Origin of the sequence: Streptomyces sp. NPDC089919 (assembly GCF_040684615.1) — a bacterium.
GTDB lineage: Bacteria > Actinomycetota > Actinomycetes > Streptomycetales > Streptomycetaceae > Streptomyces.
In genome coordinates, this window is record NZ_JBFBGK010000003.1 from 164,565 (window position 1) to 189,755 (window position 25,191).

Consider the following 25,191-nt stretch of genomic DNA (forward strand, 5'->3'; position numbering starts at 1 on the left):
CACCGGGGGCTCACCAGGCCAGCCCCTCCAGGGCGTCCAGGTCCGGCTCGCCCGCCGGGCCCCCGTCCGCCCCGGGCGGCTCCGCCAGGGACAGCTCGGCCCAGATCACCTTCCCCCGCTGGGTGTACCGGGTGCCCCAGCGCTCGGCGAACTGCGCGACGAGGAACAGGCCCCGGCCGCCCTCGTCAGTGGTGGCCGCGTACCGCAGGTGCGGGGAGGTGCTGCTCTGGTCGGCCACCTCGCACACCAGAGCCCGGTCCCGCAGCAGCCGCACCCGGATCGGCTGCTCGCCGTACCGGATCGCGTTGGTGACCAGTTCGCTCAGGATCAGCTCGGCGGTGAAGGCCAGATCGCCCAGCCCCCACGCGGCCAACTGCCGGGAGCCCGCGGCCCGCACGGCCGCCACCGCCGCCGGATCACCCGGCACCTGCCACTCGGCCACCTGGTCCGCGGGCAGCCGCCGCACCTGCGCCACCAGCAGGGCGATGTCGTCGCTCGGCTCCGGCAGCAGCAGTGCGTGCAGCACGTCCGCGCAGGTCTGCTCGGCGCTGCGGCCCGCATGGGCCAGCGCGCCGCGCAGCAGCGCCAGCCCCGTCTCCAGGTCCCGCTCCCGGTCCTCCAGCAGCCCGTCGGTGAAGAGCACCAGCCGGCCGGCCTCGGGCAGCTCCAGTTCCGCCGTCTCGTACGGCATCCCGCCCAGCCCCAGGGGCAGTCCGGGCGGCACCTCGGGGAACTCCACCACCCCGTCCGGGTGCACCAGCGCCGGCCCCGGATGCCCCGCCCGGGCCAGTACGCACCGCCCCGTCGAGGGGTCGTACACCGCGTACAGGCAGGTGGCGCCGGTGATGGCGGCGCCGTCCCGGGCCTCGTCCCGGTCGATCCGGGTGACCAGCTCGTCCAGGTGCCCGAGCAGTTCGTCGGGGGGCAGGTCCAGCGAGGAGAAGTTGTGCACCGCGGTGCGCAGCCGCCCCATGGTGGCCGCGGCGTGCACCCCGTGCCCCACCACGTCGCCCACCACCAGCGCCACCCGGGCGCCGGGCAGCGGGATCACGTCGAACCAGTCGCCGCCCACCCCGGACTGGGCCGGCAGGTAGCGGTAGGCCACCTCGACGGCGTTCTGCTCGGGCAGTACCCGGGGCAGCAGGCTGCGCTGGAGCGTCACCGCCATGGTGTGCTCGCGGGTGTAGCGCCGGGCGTTGTCGATGGAGACCGCGGCGCGCGCGGCCAGCTCCTCGGCGAAGGAGGTGTCCTCCGGGCCGAAGGGCTCCGCGTCCCCGGTCCGCCAGAAGTTCGCCAGCCCGAGCACCACCCCCCGCGCCCGCAGGGGCACCGACACGAGCGAGCGGATGCCGTACGCCAGGGCCGCCTCGGCCCCCTGCGGGTCGTGCGCCCGCCAGCCGGTCGTCGCGGTCAGATCGGCCTCCAGCACGGCGTGACCGGTGTCCAGGGCCATGGCCATCGGGGTGGCCGGGTGCACGAACCGGATCAGGTCGCCCACCGGCTGGAGCGGCTGGTCCGGCCGGATGCCGTGCAGCGCGGTGCGGCGCATCTCCACCGGGGTGCCGGCCGGCTCGCCGCCGTGCAGCACCGCGTCCACCAGCTCGACCGTGACGAAGTCCGCGAACCGGGGTACCGCGACCTCGGACAGCTCCTCGGCGGTGCGCACCACGTCCAGGGTGGTCCCGATCCGGCCGCCCGCGTCGTACAGCAGCTCCAGCCGGCCCCGGGCGAGCTCCACCCGGCCGCTGAGCGCGGACAGCTCGGTGGTGTCCCGCAGGGTCATCACGCTGACCGGGTCCCGCCCCCGGGTCGTGGTGGGCCGGACGTTCACCGCCAGCAGCCGGTCGCCGGCCAGGTGCACCTCGTCGGTGGCGGCCCGTCCCGACTCCAGCAGCTCCGCCGTGCTCGGCGCCAGGCCCAGCTCGCCGACGTGCTTCTGCTCGGCGTCGGCCGGCAGGTCCAGCAGCCGCCGCGCCTCGTCGTTGGCCAGCAGCAGCCGGCGGTCCGCGCCGACGATCAGCACGCCCTCGCGCACCGCGTGCAGCACCGCCTCGTGGTGTTCGTTGAGCCGGGTCATCTCGACCGGGCCCAGGCCGTGGGTCTGCCGCTTGAGCCGGCGGCTGACCAGGGCGGCGCCGGTGGTGGCCAGGGCCAGCGCCCCGGCGGCGGCCCCCAGCAGCAGCGGGAGCTGGCCGCCGACCGCGTCGGCCACCGTGCGCACCTCGATGCCGGTGCCCACCAGGCCCACGATCTTGCCCGTGTCGTCACGGACCGGGACGACCGCCCGGACCGCGTCGCTGGGCTCGCCCTTGTAGAGCTCGGTGAAGGAGTCGCCGGCCGCCGCCCGGGCGAGGTCGCCGTCGGCCCGCTTCCCGATCAGCTCCGGACGGGAGTCGGTGTACCGGATCCCGTCGGTGGTCATGACGGCGACGAAGTCCAGCCCGGAGGCCCGCCGGGCCGCGTCCGCCCGGGTCTGGAGGACGGCCGTGGGATCGGGCGAGCGCAGCGCCGCGGCCAGCCCGGGGGCCTGTGCGAAGGCCTCGGCCGCCGCCAGCGACCGGTCCCGGGCGTCCCGCTCGGTGTCGTGCTTGGCCTGCAGGACCAGCGCCAGGGCGCCCACGGTCACCAGCAGCAGCACGATCAGCGCCTGGAGGGCGAAGACCTGCCCGGCGACGCTGCGCGGCCGGCCCCGGGGCGTCACGGCAGGCTCCGGGCCAGCAGCAGGGCCACGTCGTCGAGGTAGCCGGCCTGCCGCAGCGAACCGAGCAGCAGGTCGCAGGTCTCCTCCAGGGGCCGCCGCTGGGCGCCCTCCAGCAGGGCGGTCAGCGCGGCCAGCCGCTCGTCGATCGGGTCGTGCCGGGTCTCCACCAGGCCGTCCGTGTAGAGCACCAGCTGGTCGCCGGGGGCGAAGGGCACGCTGACGGTCTCGAAGGGCACCCCGCCCACGCCCAGCGGCGCCCCGGTGGGCAGCTCGACCAGGAACGGCGGCCCGGCGGCCGGCACCAGGGCCGGCGGCAGGTGCCCGGCGTTGGCGATCCGGCAGCGCGCGCCGTGCGGGTCGTAGACCACGTACAGGCAGGTGGCGATGTAGTGCTCCAGCCCGGCGGTGATCCGGTCCAGGTGCCGGAGCACCTGCTCCGGCTCCAGGTCCAGGTCGGCGAAGGCGCAGGTGGCGGTGCGCAGCCGGCCCATGGTGGCGGCGGCGTCGATCCCGCTGCCCATCACGTCCCCGACCACCAGCGCGGTCTTCTCCCCGGCCAGCGGGATCACGTCGTACCAGTCCCCGCCGACCTCGCTGGAGGCGTACGCGGGCTGGTAGCGGGAGGCGATCTCCAGCCCCAGGGGCGGTGGCGGCCGGCCGGGGAGCAGGCTGCGCTGGAGGGTGACGGCGGAGTTGCGCACGCTCTGGAACCAGCGGGCGTTGTCGATGCCCACCGCGGCCCGGGAGGCCAGCTCCACCGCCAGCAGGACGTCGTCCTCGTCGAAGGGGAGCGGGTTGCGGGCCCTCTTGAGGTCCAGCGCGCCCAGCACCTCGCCGCGGGCGATCAGCGGTACCGCGAGGTAGGAGTGGACGCCGGCCCGGGCCAGCGCGGCGGCGGCCGGGGCGCTGCGGGCGATCCGGGCCAGGTCCGCCGGGCCGACCCGGGGCACCAGCACCGGCCGGCCGCTGTGCACGCAGCGGGTGACCAGCCGGTCCGCGCCGTACATGGCGGGTTCCCCGGGCGGGTCCGCGGCCTGTTCGGCCTCGGTCGGGTACGCCGTCGACAGGGCCAGCGCCCGGAACAGCTCGGGCCCGCTGTCCTCCATCGTGCCCGGGCGGCGGCAGGAGACCACGGAGTCCAGCACGTCCACCGCGGCGATGTCCGCCAGCACCGGCACCGTCACCGCCGCCAGCTCCTCGGCGGTCCGGTCCACCTCCAAGGTGGTGCCCACCCGCGCGGAGGCGTCGGCGATCAGCGCCAGCCGGCGCCGGGCCCGGTCGGCCTCGGTGGAGGCCCGGTGCCGCTCGGTCACGTCGACCACCGACATGGCCACGCCCAGCACCCGTCCCTGGGCCCCCTCCAGCCGGTAGAACGACACCGACCAGGCCCGCTCGGCCCCGTCGTCGGCGGCCGGCGCGCCCACCGCCTCCCGGTCCAGCAGGGGCCGGCCGGTGGCCAGGACCTGCCGCAGCGCCGCTTCCGTGCCGCTGATGTCCTGGAAGGGCAGGGTGCCGCGGACCCGGCGCCCCAGGTGCTGGACCGCGGGGATGCCGTCGATCCGCTCCAGGGCGGGGTTGACCAGCACGAAGCGCAGGTCGGTGTCCATCAGGGCGAGCCCGATCGGGGACTGGGAGACCAGCCGCTGGGAGAGCGCGAGGTCGGTCTCCACCTGCCGGACCGTGGCGTGGTCGGCCGCGATGCCGAGGGCGTAGACGTCGCCCAGGCCGTCGGTGAGCCGCATGTTGCGGAACTCCACCAGCCGGGTGCTGCCGTCCTTGTGCCGGACGGGGAAGGCGCCCGCCCAGCTGTCACCGCTGCTCAGCACCTCCGCGAAGAGCCGGACCACCAGCTCGGTGTGTTCCCGGTGGACCAGCAGCTGGGCCGCGGGCCGGCCCAGGGCCTCGGCGGCGCGGTAGCCGAACAGCTCGTCGGCCTGGGGGCTCCAGAAGACGATCCGCCCCTGGGCGTCGAGCACCACCGCGGCGACGCCCAGCACGTCGAGCAGGCCCATCGGGGTCCCGGGCCCGCCCGCGGCGGCTCCGGGCGCGGCCGCGCCTTCGGCGGCGCCGGGTGCCCGGTCGCCGCCGAAGCCGTCCACGTCGTCCGCTCCGAAGGTTTGGCCCGTCACCCGTGCTCTCCCTCCGCCGGGAGGGCACGGCCCGCGCGGGTCGTCACCCTCTCGCCCGGCGGTCTCCGTACGCTCCGGCCACCGGTCGCCGGTTCGCCCTACCCCCAGTCTTCCCAGCCCGGCCACCGTCCGCACGTCGGGGATCACGCCCGGGAGCGGTCCTCCAGCGCGGGAGCGGGCCCGGCGGGCTCCGGCACGACCAGACCCGCCACGTGGTCGGTGACCATGTCCAGCAGGCCGGCCGCGGCCTCGGCGTCGCCGAGCACCAGGAAATTGAGGGTCAGGCCGTCGGTCATGGCCGCGAGGTAGCGGGCCAGCTGGGGGTCGGGTATCGCCAGCTCGAAGCCCATGCCCAGGCGCAGCCGGCCGATCAGCTCCCGGTACGTCTCGCAGTACAGCTCGTGCTGGCGGCGGGCCAGGTGCTCGAAGCCGGGCTGCCGCAGCGCGTACTGGGTCAGCTCGTACGTCAGCATGTGCTCGCCCGGGTTCGCCTGGACGTGGTCCCAGTAGGCCTGGAAGCCGGCCCGGATGGTCTCCCGCAGGGTCGCCCGGGGGCGGATCGCCTCCCGCACCACCGAGATGTAGTGCTCGGTGATCGCCTCGATCACCGACTCCAGCAGGTTCTGCTTGGACTCGAAGACGTAGTGGACGACGCTCAACGAGACGCCCGCCTCGGCCGCGATGGAGCGGGTGGTCGTCCGGGGGACCCCGTCCCGGGTCATCGCGCGGATGGCGGCCTCGGTCAGCTGCCGGCGCCGGTCGGCCGACGGCATGCGTGCCATCTGTCTTCCTCTCGCTCGCGTGCGTTCGCTGTGCGGAAACGGCCGGGGCCGGCCGGATCAGGGGTGCTGATCCGGCCGGCCCCGGCGCTCGGTGTGCTGCCGTCGCCGTCAGTCGCTGAAGACGCCGACCTCGTGCAGGGAGTAGCCCCAGCCGGTGCCCCGCTGCTGCCCCTCGACGCGCAGGTAGCGGGCGGGAGTTGCGGTGAACCGGGCCGTGTCGAGCCCGCCGTCCCCCTCGGTCGTGGACCATACCGTCTGCCAGTTCTGCCCGTCGGCCGAGAGGGCGATCCGGTACGACCTGCCGTACGCGGCCTCCCAGTCGAGGGTGACGCGCTTGACCAGGTTGGTGGAGCCCAGGTCGAGCTGGAGCCACTGGTCGTCGTTCCACTCGCTGGCCCAGCGGGTGCCGCGGTCGCCGTCCACGGCCCGGCCCGGCGCGTAGCTGACGAAGGGGTTCCACCACTCCGCCGAGGAGGCCGAAGCGGGGACGCCCGCCGCCAGGTTCACCCCCGACCGGTGCTTCTCGGAGGAGCCCCAGGTCGTCAGGTACGACTCGGCGCCCTTCATCATGTCGTCGACCACGTCCTGTCCGCCGGTGGCCCGGATGTCCTCCAGCCAGTCCGGCACCAGGCCGTACTGCGCGCCGCCGTCCTTGTTGTAGTCCCAGACGCGCTCACCGGTGACCTGCCGGTCCAGCACCGAGCCGCCGTCCGCGCTGCGGAAGGGGTAGCGGACCGGGTTGGGCGCGTCCGCGCCGCGCGGGGCCGGCCAGCCGCCGACGCCGTTCATGTCGGTGCCGACGCCGTACCCGACGTGGTACTTGTCGCGCAGCGCCTTGGTGCGGCGGGCCTCGGCGGTGAAGGCCTCGGAGCCGTTCATGTACTGGCCGATGAAGCCGCCGAGCTTGTAGAGCCGCTCGGTCCAGTCCATGTCCATCCAGCTGTGCGAGGAGATGACGCCCGGGTAGCTCTCCGACTCCAGGATGTCGAGGGACCGGCTCGCGGCCTTCACGCTCATGTGGTCGAGCTCGAGCATCATCTTGCGCTTCATCATCCCGCGCACCGCGTACTCGCCGAGGTCGGTCAGACCCCGGGAGTTGCACTGCGCCCCGGCCGCGTACCCCGGGAACGCGACGCCCTCGGGCAGCCGCTTCACGGCCGCCGGCGCCGCGGCGGCGTTCAGGCCGATGGGGTTGTCGTGCTGGGGGCCGGTGCACTCCTCGGTCTTCCAGAAGGTACCGGTCGACAGGAACTGGCCGACGTTGATGGCCACGCCGAGCGCCCCGGAGTCGAAGCGCACCCCGCACAGGGCGTTGTCGAACTTGTGGCACAGGAACATGCTGCGCACGCCGAGCGCGTACAGCTCGTCCAGGCCCTTGTCGATGTCGGCCTTGCTGCACTGCGCGACGTCGAGGATCTGCTTGCAGCCGAAGGGCTCGGAGGTCTCGACGCCGAGGACGACGGCCAGCTTGCCCTGCTTGATGACCTCGCGGGCCTGCGCGGAGTCGGTGACGATCCGGAACCAGCCCTTTCCGGGGCCGCCGTACATCTTGTCGATGTAGTCCTGCATCTCGTACGTCTTGCGCGCCTCCAAGCGGATGGCGGTCATCTCGTCGCAGCTGCGGTCCTTGAAGAAGTAGACCGAGCAGATGACCCCGTTGGTGACGAGGTCGTTGACGAGGACCCGCTGGCCGCCGCGCCAGGCCCGCTCGACCCAGGCGTAGTACGTCTGGGTGTGGGTCAGCGAGTCATGGGCGGGCCAGTCCTTGAAGGTGGGCCAGCCGACCGGGTCGTGCTTGCCGTCACCGCCCTTGGTGATCATGTCGAAGACGGCGAGCGAGCCGTCCGGGTAGTGCTCCGGACAGTCCTTGAGGGCGTCGGCGATGCCGTCCTCGGAGAAGGGCTTGCCGCAGATGAGCCGGCCGCCGAAGCCCTCGTTGGACATCAGGTGGACGTGGTCGTCGACGAAGCCGCGGACCTTGCCGTTCGCGTCGGTGCCCTTGAAGGGCTCGCCGGTGACGTTGATCTGGGAGTCGGGCGCGGGCCGGGCGGTCGGGTTCCACCAGCCCTGGTCGTCCCCGGAGGCCGAGGAGGCGGAGGCCGGGCCGAACACCGCGGCCAGCATGGCGAGGAGCACGACCAGGATGCCGAACGGCCGGTGGCGGGCGCGCCGGCGGGTGGGGGGTCGGGACGTCATGGGCCACTCCGGAAGTCTCTTGGGGGATTGTCATGAACAGATAAATGTTCACCTTTTCGAGAATCTGCTACCGCCGGTAACAGAGTCAAGAGTCCGGGACGCTTGACCTGGTGGAGATCTGATGGAGCGTCGGATCACTCGAACGGGGCAACCCATGGCCCCGAGTTGACGTCTGGCGGGGCGGGGGAGCCCCCGGGACGCCCGGCACCGCCGCGGCGCCCCGACCGGACCGGCCCAAACCGGCCCGGACCATCCCAGACCGACGATGAGGAAGACCACCTTGATACGTGTCACACGCGGAGCGACGGCCGCCGCCGCCGTCCTCGCGCTCGCGGCCGGCGCCGCGGGGACCGCCCACGCGGCCCCCGCCGGCGCCCCGGCCGCACTCCGGGGGACCGACACCGCACTGCCCGAGGGCTGGCGGATCACAGGCGACGCGGCCGGCCGGGCGCTGGTGTGGACGCCGGCCGCGCGGGTGCCCATGGGGGACGCGCGGGTCGAGTTCTACGCCGGGGACCGGCTGCTCGGCCGGCCCCAGCCCGCCGCCGACGGGCGCTCCTTCCGGCTGCGGCTGGACGGCGTCGAACTCGGCGGCACCACCGGCCTCAAGGTGCTGGCCGGCGGCCGCCGCCTGGACGCCGCCGCACCGGACCGGGCCCCGCAGTCCCGGCCCGGCACCGGCCTGGCGCAGCCCGAGGCCCCGCTGCCCGCCAACCCCGTCGACCCCGGCAAGAAGGGCCCGTACCGCACGACCAGCGGCGAGTACGCCCTGAAGTCCGTCAAGCTGCCCGGCTTCCCGGCCGCGGTCGAGATGCAGGCCGTCGTGGTCGGCCCCCAGGGCGCCCCGGGCAAGCGGCCCCTGGCCCTCTTCCTGCACGGCCGGCACGGCACCTGCTACACCGCCGCCGGCGAGACCACCGGCGACTGGCCCTGCAAGCCCGGCGCCAAGCCCATCCCCAGCCACCGCGGCTACCTGCGCGCCCAGCAACTCCTGGCCTCCCAGGGCTACGTGACCGTCTCCATCTCCGCCAACGGCATCAACGGCCAGGACTGGCAGGCCGAGGACGGCGGCGCCCAGGCCCGCTCCTCACTGGTCCGCCAGCACCTGGCCCGCTGGGCCGACTGGGCCGCGCACCGCACCGACGCCCCGGCCGCGGTCCGCGCCACCGCGCCCGCCGACCTCTCCCGCGTGATGCTGGTCGGCCACTCCCGCGGCGGCGAGGGCGTCAACCGCGCCGCGATGGACAGCCTCTACCCGGCCCCCGCCGCCCAGGACGGGGCCAAGGGACCGGTCCGCTGGAAGATCCGCGGCAACGTCCTGATCGGCCCCACCATCTTCGGCCAGAACCCGGTCGCCGACGTGCCCTCGATGACCGTCCTGCCCGGCTGCGACGGCGACGTCTCCGACCTCCAGGGCGAGATCTACACCGACGGCACCCGCGGCACCGGCACCGGCACGGCCCTGCACAGCTCCGTGTACGTGGTCGGCGCCAACCACAACTTCTTCAACAGCGAGTGGACCCCCGGCCAGTCCGCCGCCCCCTCCGAGGACGACTTCTGGGACGGCGAGAAGCCCGACCCGGTCTGCGCCAAGACCAGGAAGACCCGTCTGAAGGCCACCGACCAGCAGGCCGCCGGCGCCACCTACATCGCCGCCGCGGCCCGCCTGTTCGTCGCCGGCGACGACGCGGTCCGCCCGCTGCTCGACGGCACCGGCCGGCGCGCCCCCTCGGCCGGCCCGGCCCGGGTGCTCAGCCACGCCGTGGGCGGCAACCGCACCCCCGCCGTGCTGCCCGGCCCCGGCACCGCCGTCACCGCCGGCGGCCGCGTCTGCGCCCAGGTCGACCCCGACCCGGCCCGCGCCTGCCTGCCCCGCGGGACCGTCGGCACCTCCCCGCACTTCGCGGGCTGGGAGACCGAGAAGGAGCCCGGCCGCGACGCCCTCGCCCTGAAGTGGACCGCGCCCGGCCGGAAGGTCGCCGTCCGCCCGGCCGCGCCCTTCTCGCTCGCCGGCGCCAAGGCGCTGGCCCTGCGGGTGATCGTGCCGCCCAACACCACCGGTACCACCCTCGACGTCGCCGTCACCGACGCCGCCGGCCGCCGCGCCACCCTCGACCGGGTCCGCGTCGACGGCCTGCCGGGCTCCGACCGCACCGCCTCCTTCTGGGGCCGCGAGGTCCGGGTCCCGCTGACCGCCGCCACCCGCGCCGGCCTGGACCTCGGCCACCTGAAGTCCCTGGACCTCACCCCCCGCAGCCGCACCGGCCAGGCCTGGCTGATGGACGCCTGGGGCTGGCGCCCGGGCACCCCCGCGGTCCGCACCGCCGACCTCGCCCGCGTCGACATCGGCCGCCTCAGTGTCAAGGAGGGCGACTCGGGCACCCGTACCTACACGGTCCCGGTCCGGATCTCCGGCCACGGCAGCGGCCAGGTCCGGGTCTTCGTCCCGTCGCCCGACGGGCGGGCCACCCCGTCCAGGATCGTCACCGTCCACCCGGGCGGCCACGAGATCAACGTCCCGGTCACCGTCAAGGGCAACAAGCGCTTCGGCGGCAACCTGAACCAGGACGTCTTCGTCAAGGCCGTCAAGGGCACCGTCGTCGGCGCCCACCGCGGCGGCGTCACCGCCCTCAACGACGACCCGATGCCGGTCGTCAAGGCCGTCCCGGTCGCCGACAAGGTCACCGAGGGCAAGGCGCTGACCTGGAAGATCACCCTCTCCGCGGCCGCCGACACCGACCTCTACGGCGAGTTCGCCTTCCTGCCGGTGACCCGCGGCGCCGAACTCTCCACCGCGGACGTCGACAAGAAGTGGCTGGAGGAGAACTACGGCCCCGGCTCCGCCAGCCCCACCCGGCCGCTGCACGAGCTCGCCGGGAAGGGCTACCTGGGGTGGACCGTCCAGGCCGGCAAGACCAGCACGGTGCTGACCGTCCCCACCGCCACCGACCGGCTCACCGAGCCGGCCGAGTCCCTGCGGGCCCGGCTGGTCGGCTACGACGCGAACTGGCAGCCGGTCCCCGGCAAGCCCTTCACCGGCACGGTGAAGGCCTCCTGAGGTGAAGGCCTCCTGACCGGCGCCGCGCGCGCCCGCTGACCCGACGGCGCCGGCCCCCCAGCGGGGACCGGCGCCGTCGCCGTACCTGCGCGGGCCCTCAGGCGCCGTCCGTCGCGCTGACCGGCAGCCCGGCCGCACCACGGGTCACCACCCGGCGCGGCTGCCCCGGCGGCGGGCCCGGCCGCGGCTGCCACTCGCGGGGATAGCCGATCGAGACCTCCTGGAAGGGCACCCCGTCGAAGACCTGGGTCCGCGGGATGTGCAGGTGCCCGTAGACCACGGCCTCGGCGTTGAACCGCACGTGCCAGTCGGCGGTCTTCTCGGTACCGCACCACAGGGCGAACTCCTGCCGGCGCAGGATCCGGGTGGGCTCCCGCACCAGCGGGAAGTGGTTCACCAGCACCGTCGGCGCCCCGTCGAGCGCGGCCAGCCGCTCCTCGGTGTACGCCAGCCGCGCCTCGCACCAGGCCGCGCGGCTCGGGTACGGGTCGTAGTGGAGCAGGAACTCGTCCGTGCACACCACCCGCGCCTCGACCGCCTTGGTGAGGGCTTCGCGCATGGTGGCGGTGCCGGGCGGGTGGAAGGAGTAGTCGTACAGGACGAACAGCGGCGCCACGGTCAGCCGCCGGCCGTCCTGCTCCCACACCGGGTACGGGTCCTCGGGCGTGTGCACGCCCAGGGCCCGGCACATCTCGACGATCTCCGTGTACCGCTTCTCGCCGCGGGTGGTGACCGGGTCCTTCGGCGGCGTCCACAGATCGTGGTTCCCCGGGGCCCACACGACGGTGTGGAACCGCTCCTTCAGCAACGTCAGCGCCCACTCGATGTCACCGAACGTCTCGCTGACGTCCCCGGCCACGAGCAGCCAGTCCTCGTCCGATTGCGGCCGCATCGCCTCCACGATGGCTCGGTTCTCGGGGTGGTGGATGTGCAGATCGCTGATGGCGAGCAGGGCGCCCGATTGGTTGCTCTGGGACATGAAGTCCAGTGGATCAGGTTCCAGGGGCATATGAACAGCGGGCCGAGGACCGGCGACGGGAACTCCACCGGTCCTCAACCCGCCTTGTACGGTCGTCGACCCGCAGGCCGACGACTCGCAGCCCGTCAGTCGAGCCGCACGCCGGTCCGGTTCACGGTGACGGTGAAGAAGTAGTGCTGCGTCACCGTGGCGCCGGGGGTTCCCACGTTGACGTTCGGCAGATAGTGGGTCAGCGACGCGATGCCTGTCGCGTTGTACATTCCGACAGCCACCTGCACGCTGTCGGGGTTGACCGCCACAGTCTGGAAGACCATGTTGTAGGAACCTAGGAAATCTTCCGGGTGGGACGTACCGATGTGCCCGTGTGTCAGCATGCCGGCCACGTCCTTGGCGAATTGCTTCCAACCCGTGCCGATCGTGTGGTCCAGCGGCCCGCCGGCCTCGATGCCGTACCTCGACTGCGCGTACCAGACCTCGTTGAGTGCTTTGTTCGCGGCTCCTGAGTGAGCGATCTGGCCGACGATGGTGTCCTTGCCCACGTATACGAATTCCCCGCCGTTACCCGATATCCACTGCCCGAGCAGCTCGTCGATGCCGTCACCCTGACCAGGGAGGTCGGACTTCTCCATACAGCCGGCACGCATTCCGGGGCTGCCGTCGATCTCGCATTCCTGGACACCCGCCCTGACGAGCATGTAGGTCTCCAACTCCTGCGCCAGCTTGGTGTCCTTGTCCATCGTGGCGCTCTTCTCCTTCAGCATCTGCAGCATGTCGCGGCAGTAGCTGTTGCAGCCGAGATTGCGACCACCCGTCTGCACGGGGGGCGAGGTGGAGGGCAGACCGGCGGGGGCGTCGCTGCCCGGCATGTTGTTGACGCTGTCGGGGCCGGCACCGCCGTCGTTGATCGTCCCACCCTTGGGGGCGGCGCAGTCGCCGGTCTCGTAGCAGGGGATGCCCCAGATCAGGCCCGTCGGGTCGGACTTGGTGACCGGGCTGGCGTTGGCGTAGGTGTAGCCGTGCAGTTGTTGCGGGTCCGTCAGGTCGCGGACGGGGTCGGGGCTGAGGAAGCGGCCCAGGGAGGGGTCGTATTCCCGGGCGCCGATGTGGGTGAGGCCGGTGGTGTCCTTCGGCTTGCCGAGGAAGCCCTTGTCGTCCGGCCAGGACGACGGGGCCGTGCCGCGGGGCTCGCCGTACGGCTTCGTGTCGCGGCGGGTGATCGCCAGGGTCCCGGCGTCCAGCGACGTCGAGGCCGTGCCGTGGTGGTCCGTCCCCTCGTACGTCAGCGACGTCGGCGTGCGGACGATCGACGGCCCGCCGCCGGGGCCGGCGTAGGTGCGGGTGCCGGTCAGCGCGCCCGTGGACCTGGTGAGGGTCAGCTCGTCCGTGCCGAGGTAGAGCGTCACCTTCGACGCGTCCCGCCGCAGCAGCCTGGTGCCCTCCGCGTCGTAGAGGTACGTGCTGCCGGTGTTCGAGGCCAGCCGGTTCTCCGCGTCCCAGGTCAGCGTCTGACCGCCGGGCCGGGTCAGGGTGTTGCCCGAAGCGTCGTAGGTGTAGGAGGCGTCGACCGTGGCCCCGGGGCCGGTGGTCGTGGCCGAGGTGACCGTGTGCGGACGAGCGGAGCCGCCCGCGGGTGAGGCGTAGGTGGTGGTGGCGTCCTTGGCCCCGGACGTGTCGGCCGGGTCGTGCTCGACCAGCTTCGTCCGGTTGCCCGTGACGTCGAAGCCGTACGACTGCAAGTACGGGGCCGGGCCGCCCACGTCCGAGGCCTTGGGCGTGCTCGCGCAGGTGGTGCCCTTGTCGGTCCAGGCCTGCGTCATCCGCTGGAGGTGGTCGTAGCCGAAGCACTGCCGGTCGGTGGTGAAACCGGCCGGTCCCTCGTCCCGCCGGGTCGCGACGGAGGTGATGTCACCGGACGGCTTGTAGGTGAAGGTCGTGGCGTCGACGGAGCCGGTGACCTGGGTGTCGCCCGGGCCGGTCTGCCGGTCGAGGGAGGTGGCGCTCAGCCGGCCGGTGGCCTCGTCGAACTGCGGTGTGTAGGCGAGCTGCTTGGGCACGTCGCCGTAGACGGCCCGGCGGACCCGGCCGAAGGGGTCGTAGCTCGTCCGGTTGACGTAGTCGGCCTCCTCGCTCCACAGGGTGACCGGCAGGCCGGTGGCGCTGAGGCCGGTGGTGACGGTCTCGGCGGGCAGGCCGCCGATGCCGGGGAGGGTGACCGACACGGGCTTGCCGGTCACCGGGGTGTAGGTCGTGGTGGAGGTGTAGGTGCCCGCCAGCTTCCCCTCCGCGGCCGGGACGGTCACCTTGGAGCCCAGCGGCCGGTACGCGGTGTCCAGCGCGGTGATCTCGGTCGTGTAGGCGGCTCCGTTCCTGCCGCCGACGTAGCGGGTGGAGCCGTCGGCCTGGCCCTTGGCGAGGCGGTCGTAGGACCAGGAGGTCTGGAGGTTGGCGTCCGTCACCGCGTCCTTGTAGAGGCCGGTCTTGCGGGAGAGCTTGTCGTAGGTGGTGTGCAGGACCTGGCCGCGGGCGTCCTTGGTCCAGGCGACCCGGCCCACCGCGTCGTAGTGCGTCTCGGTGCGGCCCTTGTCGGGATCCGTCAGGAACGTCGGCCGGCCCAACAGGTCGTACGCGTACGTCCAGGCGTTCCCGGCGGCATCGGTGGCCTTCGCCAGCTGCCCCCGGGCGTCGTACCCGTAGGTGGTGGGAGTGAAGGTGCGGGCGTCGTCGCTGCCCAGGTCGGCCCGGTCGGTGTACTGCCGGAGCTGCTGGACCTTGCCGCGGGCGTCGTTGACGACGGTGGTGGCCGTCCCGCCGGCCGGCGGCAGCGTGTTCACCTTGTCGGCACCGGCGTACGAGAGGGTCGTGCGCCACTGCTCGGCCGCGTGCGAGGACTGCGTCTCGGCGGTCTTGCGGCCCTGGCCGTCATAGAAGACGCCCTTCTGGGAGGGGACTTGGGTGTCGTCGGCGAGGAAGCGGGTCCCGGAGGGGGTCGTGGTCTTCTCCCAGTAGGCCGCGTTGGTCTTCACGACCTGGCCGAGGGAGTTGTAGAAGGTGTCCGTCAGGACGCGGCCGGCCGACTCGTCCGCCGGAGCCTCCTGGGTCTGCCGGACCTGGAGGAAGGCGTCCAGGATCTGGTAGGCGGACTGGTACTTGCCGTCGTCGCGCAGCGTACGGGTCGTCACCACGCTCGGCCCCGTGCGGCTCAGCGCGTACCCGAACTCGAGACTGGCGGTCTGGGTCGCCCGGTTGCGGCCCGGTTGCCAGACCTTGGTGAGGCGGCCGGCCGGGTCGTAGGCCAGTTCGGCGACGCGGTTGTTGAGGTCGGTGGTCTTCACCGGCAGGTTGCGGGCCGTGGCGTAGTCGGTGGTGGTGGTCCAGCCCGCGCCCATCGGGCCGGTGACCGCGATCCTGGTCGGCAGGCCGCCCGAAGCGGGCGTGTACGCCGTGCTCGTGGGGTTGCCGAGCGGGTCCGTCACCTTCACCGGGCGGCCGTACGCGTCGTACTCCGTGACGGTGTCGAGGGTGTGGGACGGGGTGGCGCCGTCGTAGCCGTCGACGACCTGCGCCGTGGTGGCGGCGCCGACCGGGCCGATCTCGCCGTAGGGCTTGCCGTCGTAGAGGGTGCGGGTGTGGGCGTAGGTGGTGTCCTTGCCCGGCGCGGTGGAGCAGTCACCGGTGACCGAGACCTGCTCGATCGGCAGGTCCAGGATGCCGGCGGCCGCGTTCGAGGCGTACGAGGTCGTGGTGCACCGGTCCGGCAGCCCGGTCGCGGTGTCCAGTTCGGTGCGGACCACCGCCGAGTCCGGGTCGAAGGTGGAGGTCTTGGCGGTGGTGCGGGTGCCGCCGTCCGACAGCCCGGCCGTGGTGGTCGACCTGGCGGTGCGGACGGCCTGCCCGGTCAGCTCCGGCAGGCCGCCGCCCCGGGCCCGGCGGGCCGTGACCGGGCCGGTCCAGGGGTCGTTGACGGTGCTCGAGGCGACCGTGCCGCCGTCGCCCGTGTACGTGCGGGTCTCGCGGACGAAGCCGGCCAGCGGGGCCGCGTCGGGGGTCGGGGTGCCCGGGACCGACACCGAGCGGCGGGTGCCGTCGGCCTTGTAGTCGCCGTCCATGCCGCGGAGATAGACCGTGGAAGCCTGGGTGGTCTTGTCGGTCGGGCGGGCCTGGGTGTTGCCCTTGCGGACGATGACTTCCGCGTAGCCGCGGAAGTCGTTCCAGGTGCGGGACTTGGTCTCGGTGAGTTCGCCGTCGTCGCGGTGCCAGGCGGCCGGGCCGACGTACTCGTAGCGGGTGGTGCGGGTGGGGGAGGGGTCGGCGCCGGCGGAGGTGGCGTCGACCTCGGAGATGCCGGCGACGACGTACTTGTGGAACCAGTCGAGGGTGGGGTCCATCGGGGTGCCGGGCGACGGGTTCCAGTAGACCGGGTAACAGCGCTTGCCGTTGGCGTCGGGGGCCGGGAACTGGCCGGGGACGCAGTCCGGTTGGGCGTAGTCGACGGCGATGCGCAGGCCCGACTCCGTGGTGACGGCGGTCATGCGGCGGCGGTTGAGGGGGGAGAGGTTGTCCTGGCCGCTGTCGACGCGGTTGGGCATCAGCTGACCCGCGAAGTCGGTTGCCGGGAGGGAGAGTTCGGCTGCCCCGTCATGTGCCGTACGGGCGACCGAGGCGAGCCAGAGGGAGGGCGTGGTGCCGTCCTTCGGGTCGGGGTACTCGTGGCTGAGGGTCCACTCGTCGACGGTGCTGGGGGTGCCGCCGGTGAGGACCTGGGTGGTGATCTTGGCGAGGCGCTTGGTGCTCCAGAAGGTCGGCGCGTAGTGCTTGCAGTCCTTCACCGCCGTCGTGGCGGTGCAGTTCTGGTCGAACGGCACGTCGGGCCAGGCCCTCGCCGTCGAAGTGGTGGGCGGGGCACCGCAGTCGGCTGCCGCGTCGACCGTCGGGTCGCAGCGCTCCGCCGACGTGAACAGCACCTTGGCCGTCGGTCCGGTGGTGTCGGTGAGCTTGGAGCCGTAGCCGATCTCGGTGAGGACGCCGCCGCGGGTGTAGGGGGTGAGGGTGCCGTCGGGGTGGGCGGTGTCGGGGTTGCGGGCGTAGTGGTTGGTCTCGGTGGCGTAGGTGTAGCTGACCAGGCCGGCGCGGGTGTCGACGACGTAGTCGAGGTTCCAGCGCCAGGCCTGCTGGCACCAGGAGGTGGCGAAGTCGCTGCGGTAGCAGGGTTCGCCGGTGTTGTTGGCGTGGACGGGGCGGGTCCAGGTGGCGTTGGAGACGGGGCCGGTGGTGGTGCCGGGCTTGGTCTGGGCGCCGAAGTAGTACTGGATGCCGTCGGTGGTGGTGATCTTCCAGTACTCGCCGTCGTTGTCGCCGTTGGAGAGGCCGGAGGGCAGCGTGGCGAGTTCGACCTTGGTGCGGGCGCCGTCGGCGGTCCGCCACGTCCTGCTCGCGTCGTCCTGGATCAGGGCGGTCTGCGTGCCGTTGAGGGCCATGGTGACCGGCTGCTTGCCGCTCCAGCAGGCTTCGCCGGTGTTGTCCTTGCCGTCCTGCTTGCAGCTTTGGTAGGAGCGTTCGATGTAGCCGGGGCTGTAGTCCCAGCCGTCGCCGATCCAGGAGGACTGGGCGTTGCGGCTGACGGTCCGGCCGTCCACGCTCGCCGAGTCGTACGACAACGTCACCGACGGTGCGGTACCGCCCAGGGCCGGGGGCACGGTGACCGGGTAGGTCCAGTGGAACGTACCGGCGTTGCCGCCCGCGCTCCAGGATCCGGTCGGGGAGAGCGCGGTGGCCTTGTAGTCGCCGGCCGAGCCCTCCGGCGCGGCCTCGGCGGCCAGTACGGTCGCGGCGCGGGCGAGCAGGGCGCCGCCCTGCCGGGATGCCGCCGGACCGGCCGCTGCCAGGTCGACCTCGGCGCGCAGGGTCCCGGCGCGTACCGCGTTGACCGCCCCGGGTACCGGTGTACGGGTGCGGCAGTGCGCCAGCGAGGGGGTGGTCAGGGCGCACCCGGGCAGGGCCACCAGCCGGAGCCGGGCCGCCCAGTCACCGCCGTACGCGGCCCGGACGGCCGTGTAGTCGAGACCCACCCGCACCCGGCCGACGCCCTTGGCGTCCCGGGGCGTGAGGGAGACCAGCAGGCCCTGGACGCCCGCGCGTCGGGCCGTCGTCCGGTCGGCGAGGGTCGCGTCCACCGTCGCGCCGGCGGCCGCCGCGCGGTGTCCGGCGCCGCCCGCGCCGCGCCGGACCGCCGTCCCTGCGGCCGCCGGGGCCGGGGCCAGTGTGACGGGGAACCCGGCCCGCGGGGCGGCACTCGCCCCGGACCGTGCGGCCGGGCCCGGGCCCACGAGGAGCGAGGCCCGGCCCGCCGCCGGCCAACTCGGCGTACCGGGCCGCCACTTCGGGGCGTGGTCCCCGCCGGAGGGGAGGGGGCGGGCCGGCGGCGCGGCGCGGCCGCCGACCGAGGGGAGCCGGTCGAGGGCGCGCGGGGACCAGAGCCGGGTGTCCTCGGGGCCGGGCGGGGGACCGGCGGCGACCGCGGCCGGGGCGAGGAGGGCGAAGGCGGCCGCGGAGCCGACCAGGGCCCGGGCCCAGGGCAGTCGCCGGCGGGTGGGGCCGGTGCCGCGCGAGGGAGAACCGATACGCACCGAGAACCTCCGGGTTCTTCTCCGGCGCGCCGCGCCGGAGGGTCGGAGCAGAGGGGACGATCGACATGGGCATGACGATCCGTCCACACCGTGCGGGGAACTGCTCGACCTCGGCTCGATGGCGGCTGGCATTCCGGGCGGGCCGCGCACACGCCGGGACCCCGGCCGGGGAACGGCCGGGGTGCCGAAGGAGTACCGGCGCAGAACGTGCCGGGGTGCCGGGCGGGACAGGAGGCGGCGGGCGGGGTCCTACTGGAGGTCGTTGAACTCGATGGTGTCGTCCGCCGCCGGCGTCTTCGTCGGCACCGGCTGGTCGAAGTCCCGGAACTCCGCGGTCTGGACCTTGCCGTCGGCGTCCTTGACCTCGGCCCTGAGCAGGTAGGGCTTGCCCTCGGTGGCCACCGCGTACGTGCCGGTCTCGTCGTCGTGCCGGCTGGTGACCGTGATGGCCGGGGCGCCCGCCACGGTGGTCCGGCCGCCCTTGGTCAGCTGCTCCGAGACCGGCTTGGTGGTGAAGCCGCGCCGGAACTCGGTGAGGTCGCAGAAGGAGGTGAACTGGCCCAGCATCGCGTTGTCGGTGGTGCCGTGGATGTACCGGTGGTTGATCAGCTTGGCCGCCAGATCGCCCGCGTTGCCCGGGACCTGCGCCTTGAGGAGCGTGTCGTCGAGCTTCATCCAGACGTCCTTGCCGTGCTTGATCATCTCGGCCTTGCCGCCCTGGGCGGGCAGGGTGACGACCCCCGCGCAGTTGCCGTCCACGTCCAGCTGGAGGTCGAGCCCGGTGGTGCCGGCGGAGTCCTGGATCTGCGCGTCCAGGCGCATGGAGGTGGCCGCGGCCATCGTGGTGCGGGCCCGGTCGGCGATGGTGGCCGCGCTCTGGCCGGCGATCCCGTTGTCGTCGTCGGCCCGCAACCCCGGTGGCCCGCCGGTCGAGGCGACGGCCGGTACCCCGGCCAGTACGCCGCCCAGCACGCAGGCGGCCACACCCGCGGCCAGGCCCCGGAAGACGGTCATCGCGCCACCTCCGCGCCAGTGGTCCCCCGATCAGGCTAATCCGGGCCCGGGCGGCCCGCAGCCCGGCGCTGCCGCCCCGCCGGGGGTCACCGGTCGCCGGTCCGGTACAGCCGGCCCTCGGCCACCAGGGTCACCGGCCCGCCCACCGTGACCGAGCGGACGTCCTCCGGGCGCCCCCGGGCGGCGATCGTCAGCAGGCTGGGGCGGCCGGTGAAGCGGCCCTGGTGCAGGCCGGCCGGGACGCCGTCGCCGATCCGGCCGTGGCGCCGCAGGTAGGCGGCCGCGCAGCCGGCGCCGCTGCCGGTGGCGACGTCCTCGAGGAGCCCGTCGTCGTGCCAGTGGCGGCCCTCGGGCACCGCGGCGTCGAGCAGGTACGCGTACCGGGCGCCGGTCGCCGCGAGCGGGCCGGGGAGCGGTCCGGCCGGGCGGGCCCGGGCGAGCGCCCCGCCGCGTACCGGCAGCACCAGGTAGCGCAGCCCGGTGTCGACCACCTCCGGCGGCAGCTCCGGGTCCAGGTCCCGCGGGTCCAGGCCGAACAGCTCTGCCAAGGCGGGCAGTTCGGCGGCCGGGGGGCGCCCGAGGAAGAGCGGCGCCCCCTGGTCCAGGACCCCCGAGTACCGCCCGTCCGGGGTCCGTCCGGTCGTCACGGAGACCGTGCGCGCACCCACCCGCAGCTGCCGGCGCCCGGCCGGACCGGTGCCGTGCAGGTGGTGCAGCACCACCGCCGCGCCCAGCAGCGGGTGGCCGGCGAAGTCCAGCGCCCCGTCGAGGTCGAAGACCCGGGCCCGCCAGGCGCCGGGGCCGGTCCCCGGCTCCCGGCTCAGGAACACCGACTCGAAGTGCCGGAACTCGCGGGTGATCCGCAGCATCGAGGCCGCGTCCAGCGCGCCCGCGTCGTGGAAGACCGCGAGGCCGTTCCCGCCGAAGGGCGTGTCGGAGAAGACGTCCACGTGGTGCAGCCGGAGCCCGGCCGCCCCGTCACCGGGCCCGGTCACGCGAGGTCCGCAGCGGCGAGCAGAGCAGCGGGAGGACGGCGCCGAGCTCGCCGAGCGCCCCGGTCCACAGCGCGGGCCGGGCGCCGAGCCACTGGCCCAGCACACCGCCGAGCAGGGCGCCGAGCGGCATCACGCCCCAGACGAGGAAGCGGTGGGTGGCGTTGACCCGGCCCAGCAGCGGCGCGGGGCAGCGGCGCTGGCGCACCGCGACCGAGGTGACCTTGAAGGTCATGAACGCGGTCCAGCCCAGCCCCTGGAGGAGGACGGCCACGGCGAACCGGCCGTCCGGCCGGAAGCACGCCACCGCGGCCAGCCAGAGCGCCGCTCCGGTGATCACGGAGGCGCACATCGCCCGCCCCTCGCCCAGCCGTCCCGTGACCCGGGTGACCAGCAGGGCGCCGAGCAGCCCGCCGACCGCCTCCGCCACGAACACCAGGGAGCACAGGAACGGAGACAGGTCCAACTCGCCCGCCAGCAGCACCAGCAGCATGGACGCGCCCACCGTGCCCCACAGGTTGGAGAGCGCGGCGGCCAGGGTGATCGCCCGCAGCTCCCGGTCGCCGAGGACGAAGCGGAGCCCTTCGGCGATCTCCGTACGCAGCCGGGTACCGCCGGCGGCCTGCGCCGGTGCCGCCTCCGGGCGGCGGATCCGGGACAGGCACAGTGCCGAGAGGAGGAAGCTCAGGGCGTCGAAGGCCAGCGCCACCGGGGCGGTGACCGCGGCCACCAGTGCACCGGCCGCCCCGGGACCGCCGGCCCCCACGGTGCTGCGGGTCGCCTCCAGGGTGACGTTGGCCGCCACCAGCTCCTCCGGAGCGACGAGTTGCGGCAGGTGGCTCTGGTGGGCCACGTCGAAGAAGACGGTGCACACCGACATGCCCAGCGCCACCACGTACAGCTGGACCAGGCCCAGCCGGTCCAGCAGCGCGGCCACCGGTACGGAGACCAGCAGGGCCGCCCGGAGCAGATCGCCGCCGACCAGGACGGGCCGGTGGCGCACCCGGTCCAGCCAGGCGCCGGCCGGCAGGCCCACCAGCAGGAAGCCCAGGTACTCGCAGGCGACCAGCAGGCCCGCCTGGAAGGGGGTGGCGCCGAGCGTGCCGATGGCCGTCAGCGGCAGGGCGAGCAGGGTGACGGCGGTGCCGGCCTGGCTCACCGCGTCGGCGGTCCAGAAGCGCCGGAAGTCCGCGTCGCGCAGCAGCGGCCGGCCGCGGCGCGGTGCTGGTGCTGGTGCGGTGGGAGAGAGGGTCATGGACGCAGACCCCACCACCCGGACCAGGGGCCGGCGACTGATTTAGGCTGGGCTAAAAGATCGGAAGGGGAGCGGTCCATGGGGGACGTGCGGTTCGGACTGGCGGACATGGCGGGCCTGCGGTTCGCGCTCTCGCCGCTGTGGGAGACCGTGGCGAGCCGGGCCGCGCTGGCGGACCCGGGCGCCCATGCCGTCCATCTCCCGTGGATCAAAGAGGCGTTGGGGCTGGACGCGGACGCCGCCCTGCGTCGCCGCACCGCACCCCTGGCGGGCCTGGGACCGGCGGCCGCCGCGGCCGGGACCGGCGCGGACATCCCGGCGCCCCGGTGTCCGCTGGCCGAGTTCGAGGAGGAGGCGGCCGCCCTGCCGGCAGACCTGGCCGGGGCCGCCCGGGCATGGTGGGAGGCGGCCGTGCTCCCGCACTGGCCCCGGATCCGCGCCCTCCTGGAGGCCGATCTCGCCTACCGCACCCGGCAGCTCGCGGAGGACGGCATCCGGGAGGTGCTGGCCCGGCTGCACCCCGAACTGACCTGGGAAGAAGACCGGTTGGTGTCCTGGGCGCTGCCGGCCGGTCGGCACGACCTGGCGGGCGGCGGGCTCACCCTCGCGCCCAGCGCCTTCGCGGCCCGCTGCCACCTGCTGCCCGGGCGGGCCGGGGTGCCGCCCTGCCTGGTCTACCCGGCGCGCGGGGCCGGCACCCTCTGGGAGTGCCGGGGGGACTCCGGGGCCGGCCTGGCCCGCCTGCTCGGCCGCAGCCGGGCGGCGCTGCTGGCGCAGACCGCCACCCCCTCGACCACCACCGGGCTGGCCGCCCGGAGCGGCCTGACCCCGGGCGCGGTCTCCCAGCACCTTTCCGTGCTGCGGGAGGCCGGCCTGGTCGCCGGCCACCGCTACCGCCGCGAAGTCCACTACACGGTCAGCGAGTTGGGGATGGCGCTGCTCGACCGGCAGCTGTGATGCGCGGGGTCCCGGGGAAGCCGTCGGGGAGGGAAAGGGGGCGACAGGAGGCGAACCCACTCCCGGCCACTTTCAACTTATAGCGCACAGGGGGGCTTGCGGCAAGGCCCCCGTGGTCCCGCACAATCGCTCGCCGAGGCCGGAACCGGGGGAACGGGAGATCCACGACGTGCAGGGCACGACCACACAGCAGCACACGACCACGACCACCACCAGCGCCTTCGTGCTGCCCGAGCGGCTGGCCGGCAAGGCCGCCCCGGAGCTGATCGCCGGCGACGAGGAGCACTTCGCGGCCGTCGCGCAGAGCCTGGCCGAGGCGGTCGCCGAGGTCTCAGAGCGGCTGGACGCCGCGCGCCGGGCGCCCGGCGGGCTGGGGCAGCAGGCGATGGAGCGGGACCTGGAGGTGCACCGGCTGGCCGGCCGGCTGCGCGCGCTGCGGCGCTACGGACTGGACCTGTGCCTGGGGCGCATCGTCCCCGCCGACGGCTCCGCACCGCTCTACATCGGCCGGCTCGGGCTGACCGACAGCGCCGGCCGGCGGCTGCTGACCGACTGGCGCTCGCCCGCGGCCGAGCCGTTCTTCGCGGCGACCCACGGCAACCCGGCCGGGCTGGCCGGGCGCCGCCGGTACCGCTGGACCGACGGCCGGATCAGCGATTACTGGGACGAGGTCTTCGGCGCCGACGCCCCGGTCGGGCACGCCGCGCTCGACGACCAGTCCGCCTTCATCGCCGAGCTGGGCCGCGCCCGGTCGGGGCGGATGCGGGACGTGCTCACCACCATCCAGGCCGACCAGGACGCCATCGTCCGGGCCGGCTCGCGCGGGGCGCTGGTCGTCGACGGCGGCCCGGGCACCGGCAAGACCGTGGTCGCCCTGCACCGGTCCGCCTACCTGCTCTACTCCGACCCGCGTCTGCAGCAGCGCCGCGGCGGCGTGCTCTTCGTCGGCCCGCACCAGCCGTACCTGGACTACGTCGCCGACGTCCTGCCCAGCCTGGGCGAGGAGGGGGTGCGCACCTGCACCCTGCGGGACCTGGTCGCCGAGGGGGCCGGGGCGGTGCCGGAGGAGGTCCCGGAGGCGGCCCGGCTGAAGGCCGCCGCCGACATGGCGCGGGCGGTCGAGACCGCCGTCCGCTTCTACGAGTCGCCGCCCGAGCAGGGGATGACCGTCACCACGCCCTGGGCCGAGGTACGGCTCACCGCCCGGGACTGGGCCGAGGCCTTCGACGCCGCGGAGCCGGGCACCCCGCACAACGAGGCGCGCGAGCAGATCCAGGAGGAGCTGTTCGAGATCCTGGCCGACCGGCACGGCGACGAGGTCCCCGCCGACCAGCTCCGCACGGCGCTGCTGCGCGACCGGGAGCTGATCGGGGCCCTGCACCGGGCCTGGCCGCTGCTGGAGGCCGCCGACCTGGTCGGAGACCTCTGGACGGTCCCCGCCTACCTCCGGATGTGCGCGCCCTGGCTCTCCCCCGAGGAGGTGCGGCTGCTCCAGCGCCCGCAGCCGGACGCCTGGACGCTCGCCGACCTGCCGCTGCTGGATGCGGCCCGGCAGCGGCTGGGCGATCCGCAGGCGGCCCTGCTGGCGCGCCGCCGGGCGGCCGCGGCGGCGGCCGAGCGGACCCGGATGGCGGGGGTGATCGACGCCCTGCTCGAAGCCGACGACGACGGCGAGGGCGCGGTGACGATGCTGCGGGGCCGGGACCTGCAGGACACCCTGGTCGACGGGGCCGCCCTGCCCGGGGCCGAACTCGAGCCGTTGGCGGGTCCGTTCGCGCATGTCGTCGTGGACGAGGCGCAGGAGCTGACCGACGCGGAGTGGCAGATGCTGCTGCGCCGCTGCCCGTCCCGCAGCTTCACCATCGTCGGGGACCGGGCCCAGGCCCGGCAGGGCTTCACCGAGTCCTGGCAGGAGCGGCTGGCGCGGGTCGGCCTGGACCGGGTCACGGTGGCGCCGCTGAGCATCAACTACCGCACCACGCAAGAGGTGATGGCGGAGGCGGAGCCGGTGATCCGGGCGGTGCTGCCGGACGCCAACGTGCCCGGCTCGGTGCGCGGTGGCGAGCTGCCCGTCGGGCGCGGCCGGGTCACCGAGCTGGCGGCGGTGCTGGAGCGCTGGCTGGCCGACCACGCCGAGGGAACGGCCTGCGTCATCGGCACCCCCGCCTTCGTGGCGGCGTACGAGGAGCGGGGCGGGGGCTCCGACCGGGTCCGGGCGCTCACCCCGGAGCTGTCGAAGGGGCTCGAGTTCGACCTGGTCGTGCTCGTCGAGCCGGACACCTTCGGCACCGGGGTCGCCGGGGCGGTGGACCGCTACGTCGCGATGACCCGGGCCACCCGGCAGCTGGTGCTCCTCTCCGGGTCCTGAGGGCCGGAGCGCACGACGCGGGGGCCGGCTCCCGCCCGGACCTCCGGGGGGGAGCCGGCCCCCGCGGGCCGGGCTGGTGGGGCGTCCGGTGCGACCGGCGCGGCGCAGCGGGCCGGCACGTCCGGGAGGGTGTTGGG

The 25,191-nt window shown here is 74.3% G+C and carries 12 protein-coding genes; 3 read left to right on the top strand and 9 right to left on the bottom strand.

All coding sequences use genetic code 11. From position 1 onward, the window contains the following. Positions 1-10: 10 nt before the first annotated feature. The 4 genes from AB0O40_RS02715 to AB0O40_RS02730 all read right to left on the bottom strand — a co-directional run bounded on the left by AB0O40_RS02715 (position 11) and on the right by AB0O40_RS02730 (position 7,808). Positions 11-2,701, bottom strand: coding sequence for a SpoIIE family protein phosphatase (locus AB0O40_RS02715; protein ID WP_365034879.1), 2,691 nt, complete (start codon positions 2,699-2,701; stop codon positions 11-13). Next, positions 2,698-4,713: a SpoIIE family protein phosphatase gene (locus AB0O40_RS02720; RefSeq protein ID WP_365034917.1), complete on the bottom strand. Its 2,016-nt coding sequence runs from the start codon at positions 4,711-4,713 to the stop codon at positions 2,698-2,700. The genes AB0O40_RS02715 and AB0O40_RS02720 overlap by 4 nt, the downstream gene beginning before the upstream one ends. A 260-nt stretch (positions 4,714-4,973) precedes the next feature. Then, on the bottom strand, positions 4,974-5,612 hold the full coding sequence (locus AB0O40_RS02725; protein ID WP_365034881.1) for a TetR family transcriptional regulator C-terminal domain-containing protein: 639 nt from the start codon (positions 5,610-5,612) through the stop codon (positions 4,974-4,976). Positions 5,613-5,720: 108 nt separating this feature from the next. After that, the gene (locus AB0O40_RS02730) at positions 5,721-7,808 is read right to left on the bottom strand and encodes a discoidin domain-containing protein (RefSeq protein ID WP_365034883.1); all 2,088 of its coding nucleotides are present in this window, start codon (positions 7,806-7,808) and stop codon (positions 5,721-5,723) included. Between the two features lie 265 nt (positions 7,809-8,073). Between AB0O40_RS02730 and AB0O40_RS02735 the strand changes: the two genes are divergently transcribed. After that, positions 8,074-10,866: a hypothetical protein gene (locus AB0O40_RS02735; protein ID WP_365034885.1), complete on the top strand. Its 2,793-nt coding sequence runs from the start codon at positions 8,074-8,076 to the stop codon at positions 10,864-10,866. Positions 10,867-10,963: 97 nt separating this feature from the next. Here the strand turns inward: AB0O40_RS02735 and AB0O40_RS02740 are convergent, their stop codons facing one another. From AB0O40_RS02740 to AB0O40_RS02760, 5 genes are all read right to left on the bottom strand, one after another. Beyond that, positions 10,964-11,845 (bottom strand): metallophosphoesterase, encoded by an 882-nt coding sequence (locus tag AB0O40_RS02740; protein WP_365034887.1) that lies wholly within the window; start codon positions 11,843-11,845, stop codon positions 10,964-10,966. Between the two features lie 125 nt (positions 11,846-11,970). Further along, positions 11,971-18,468, bottom strand: a complete 6,498-nt coding sequence (locus AB0O40_RS02745) for an RHS repeat-associated core domain-containing protein (RefSeq protein WP_365034888.1) — start codon at positions 18,466-18,468, stop codon at positions 11,971-11,973. Between the two features lie 249 nt (positions 18,469-18,717). Beyond that, positions 18,718-19,482 (bottom strand): hypothetical protein, encoded by a 765-nt coding sequence (locus AB0O40_RS02750; RefSeq protein ID WP_365034890.1) that lies wholly within the window; start codon positions 19,480-19,482, stop codon positions 18,718-18,720. An 86-nt stretch (positions 19,483-19,568) separates the two neighbouring features. After that, positions 19,569-20,477 carry a PhzF family phenazine biosynthesis protein gene (locus tag AB0O40_RS02755; RefSeq protein WP_365034892.1) on the bottom strand — a complete coding sequence of 303 codons (909 nt, stop codon included), beginning with the start codon at positions 20,475-20,477 and terminating at the stop codon, positions 19,569-19,571. Further along, positions 20,461-21,729, bottom strand: coding sequence for an MFS transporter (locus AB0O40_RS02760; protein ID WP_365034893.1), 1,269 nt, complete (start codon positions 21,727-21,729; stop codon positions 20,461-20,463). The genes AB0O40_RS02755 and AB0O40_RS02760 overlap by 17 nt, the downstream gene beginning before the upstream one ends. Positions 21,730-21,807: 78 nt before the next feature. Here AB0O40_RS02760 and AB0O40_RS02765 point away from each other — a divergent pair, with 78 nt between their 5' ends. Together AB0O40_RS02765 and helR are read left to right on the top strand one after the other, a co-directional pair. Then, the gene (locus tag AB0O40_RS02765; RefSeq protein ID WP_365034895.1) at positions 21,808-22,686 is read left to right on the top strand and encodes a DUF5937 family protein; all 879 of its coding nucleotides are present in this window, start codon (positions 21,808-21,810) and stop codon (positions 22,684-22,686) included. A gap of 169 nt (positions 22,687-22,855) precedes the next feature. Beyond that, the gene (gene helR, locus AB0O40_RS02770; RefSeq protein ID WP_365034897.1) at positions 22,856-25,054 is read left to right on the top strand and encodes an RNA polymerase recycling motor ATPase HelR; all 2,199 of its coding nucleotides are present in this window, start codon (positions 22,856-22,858) and stop codon (positions 25,052-25,054) included. Positions 25,055-25,191: the final 137 nt, after the last annotated feature.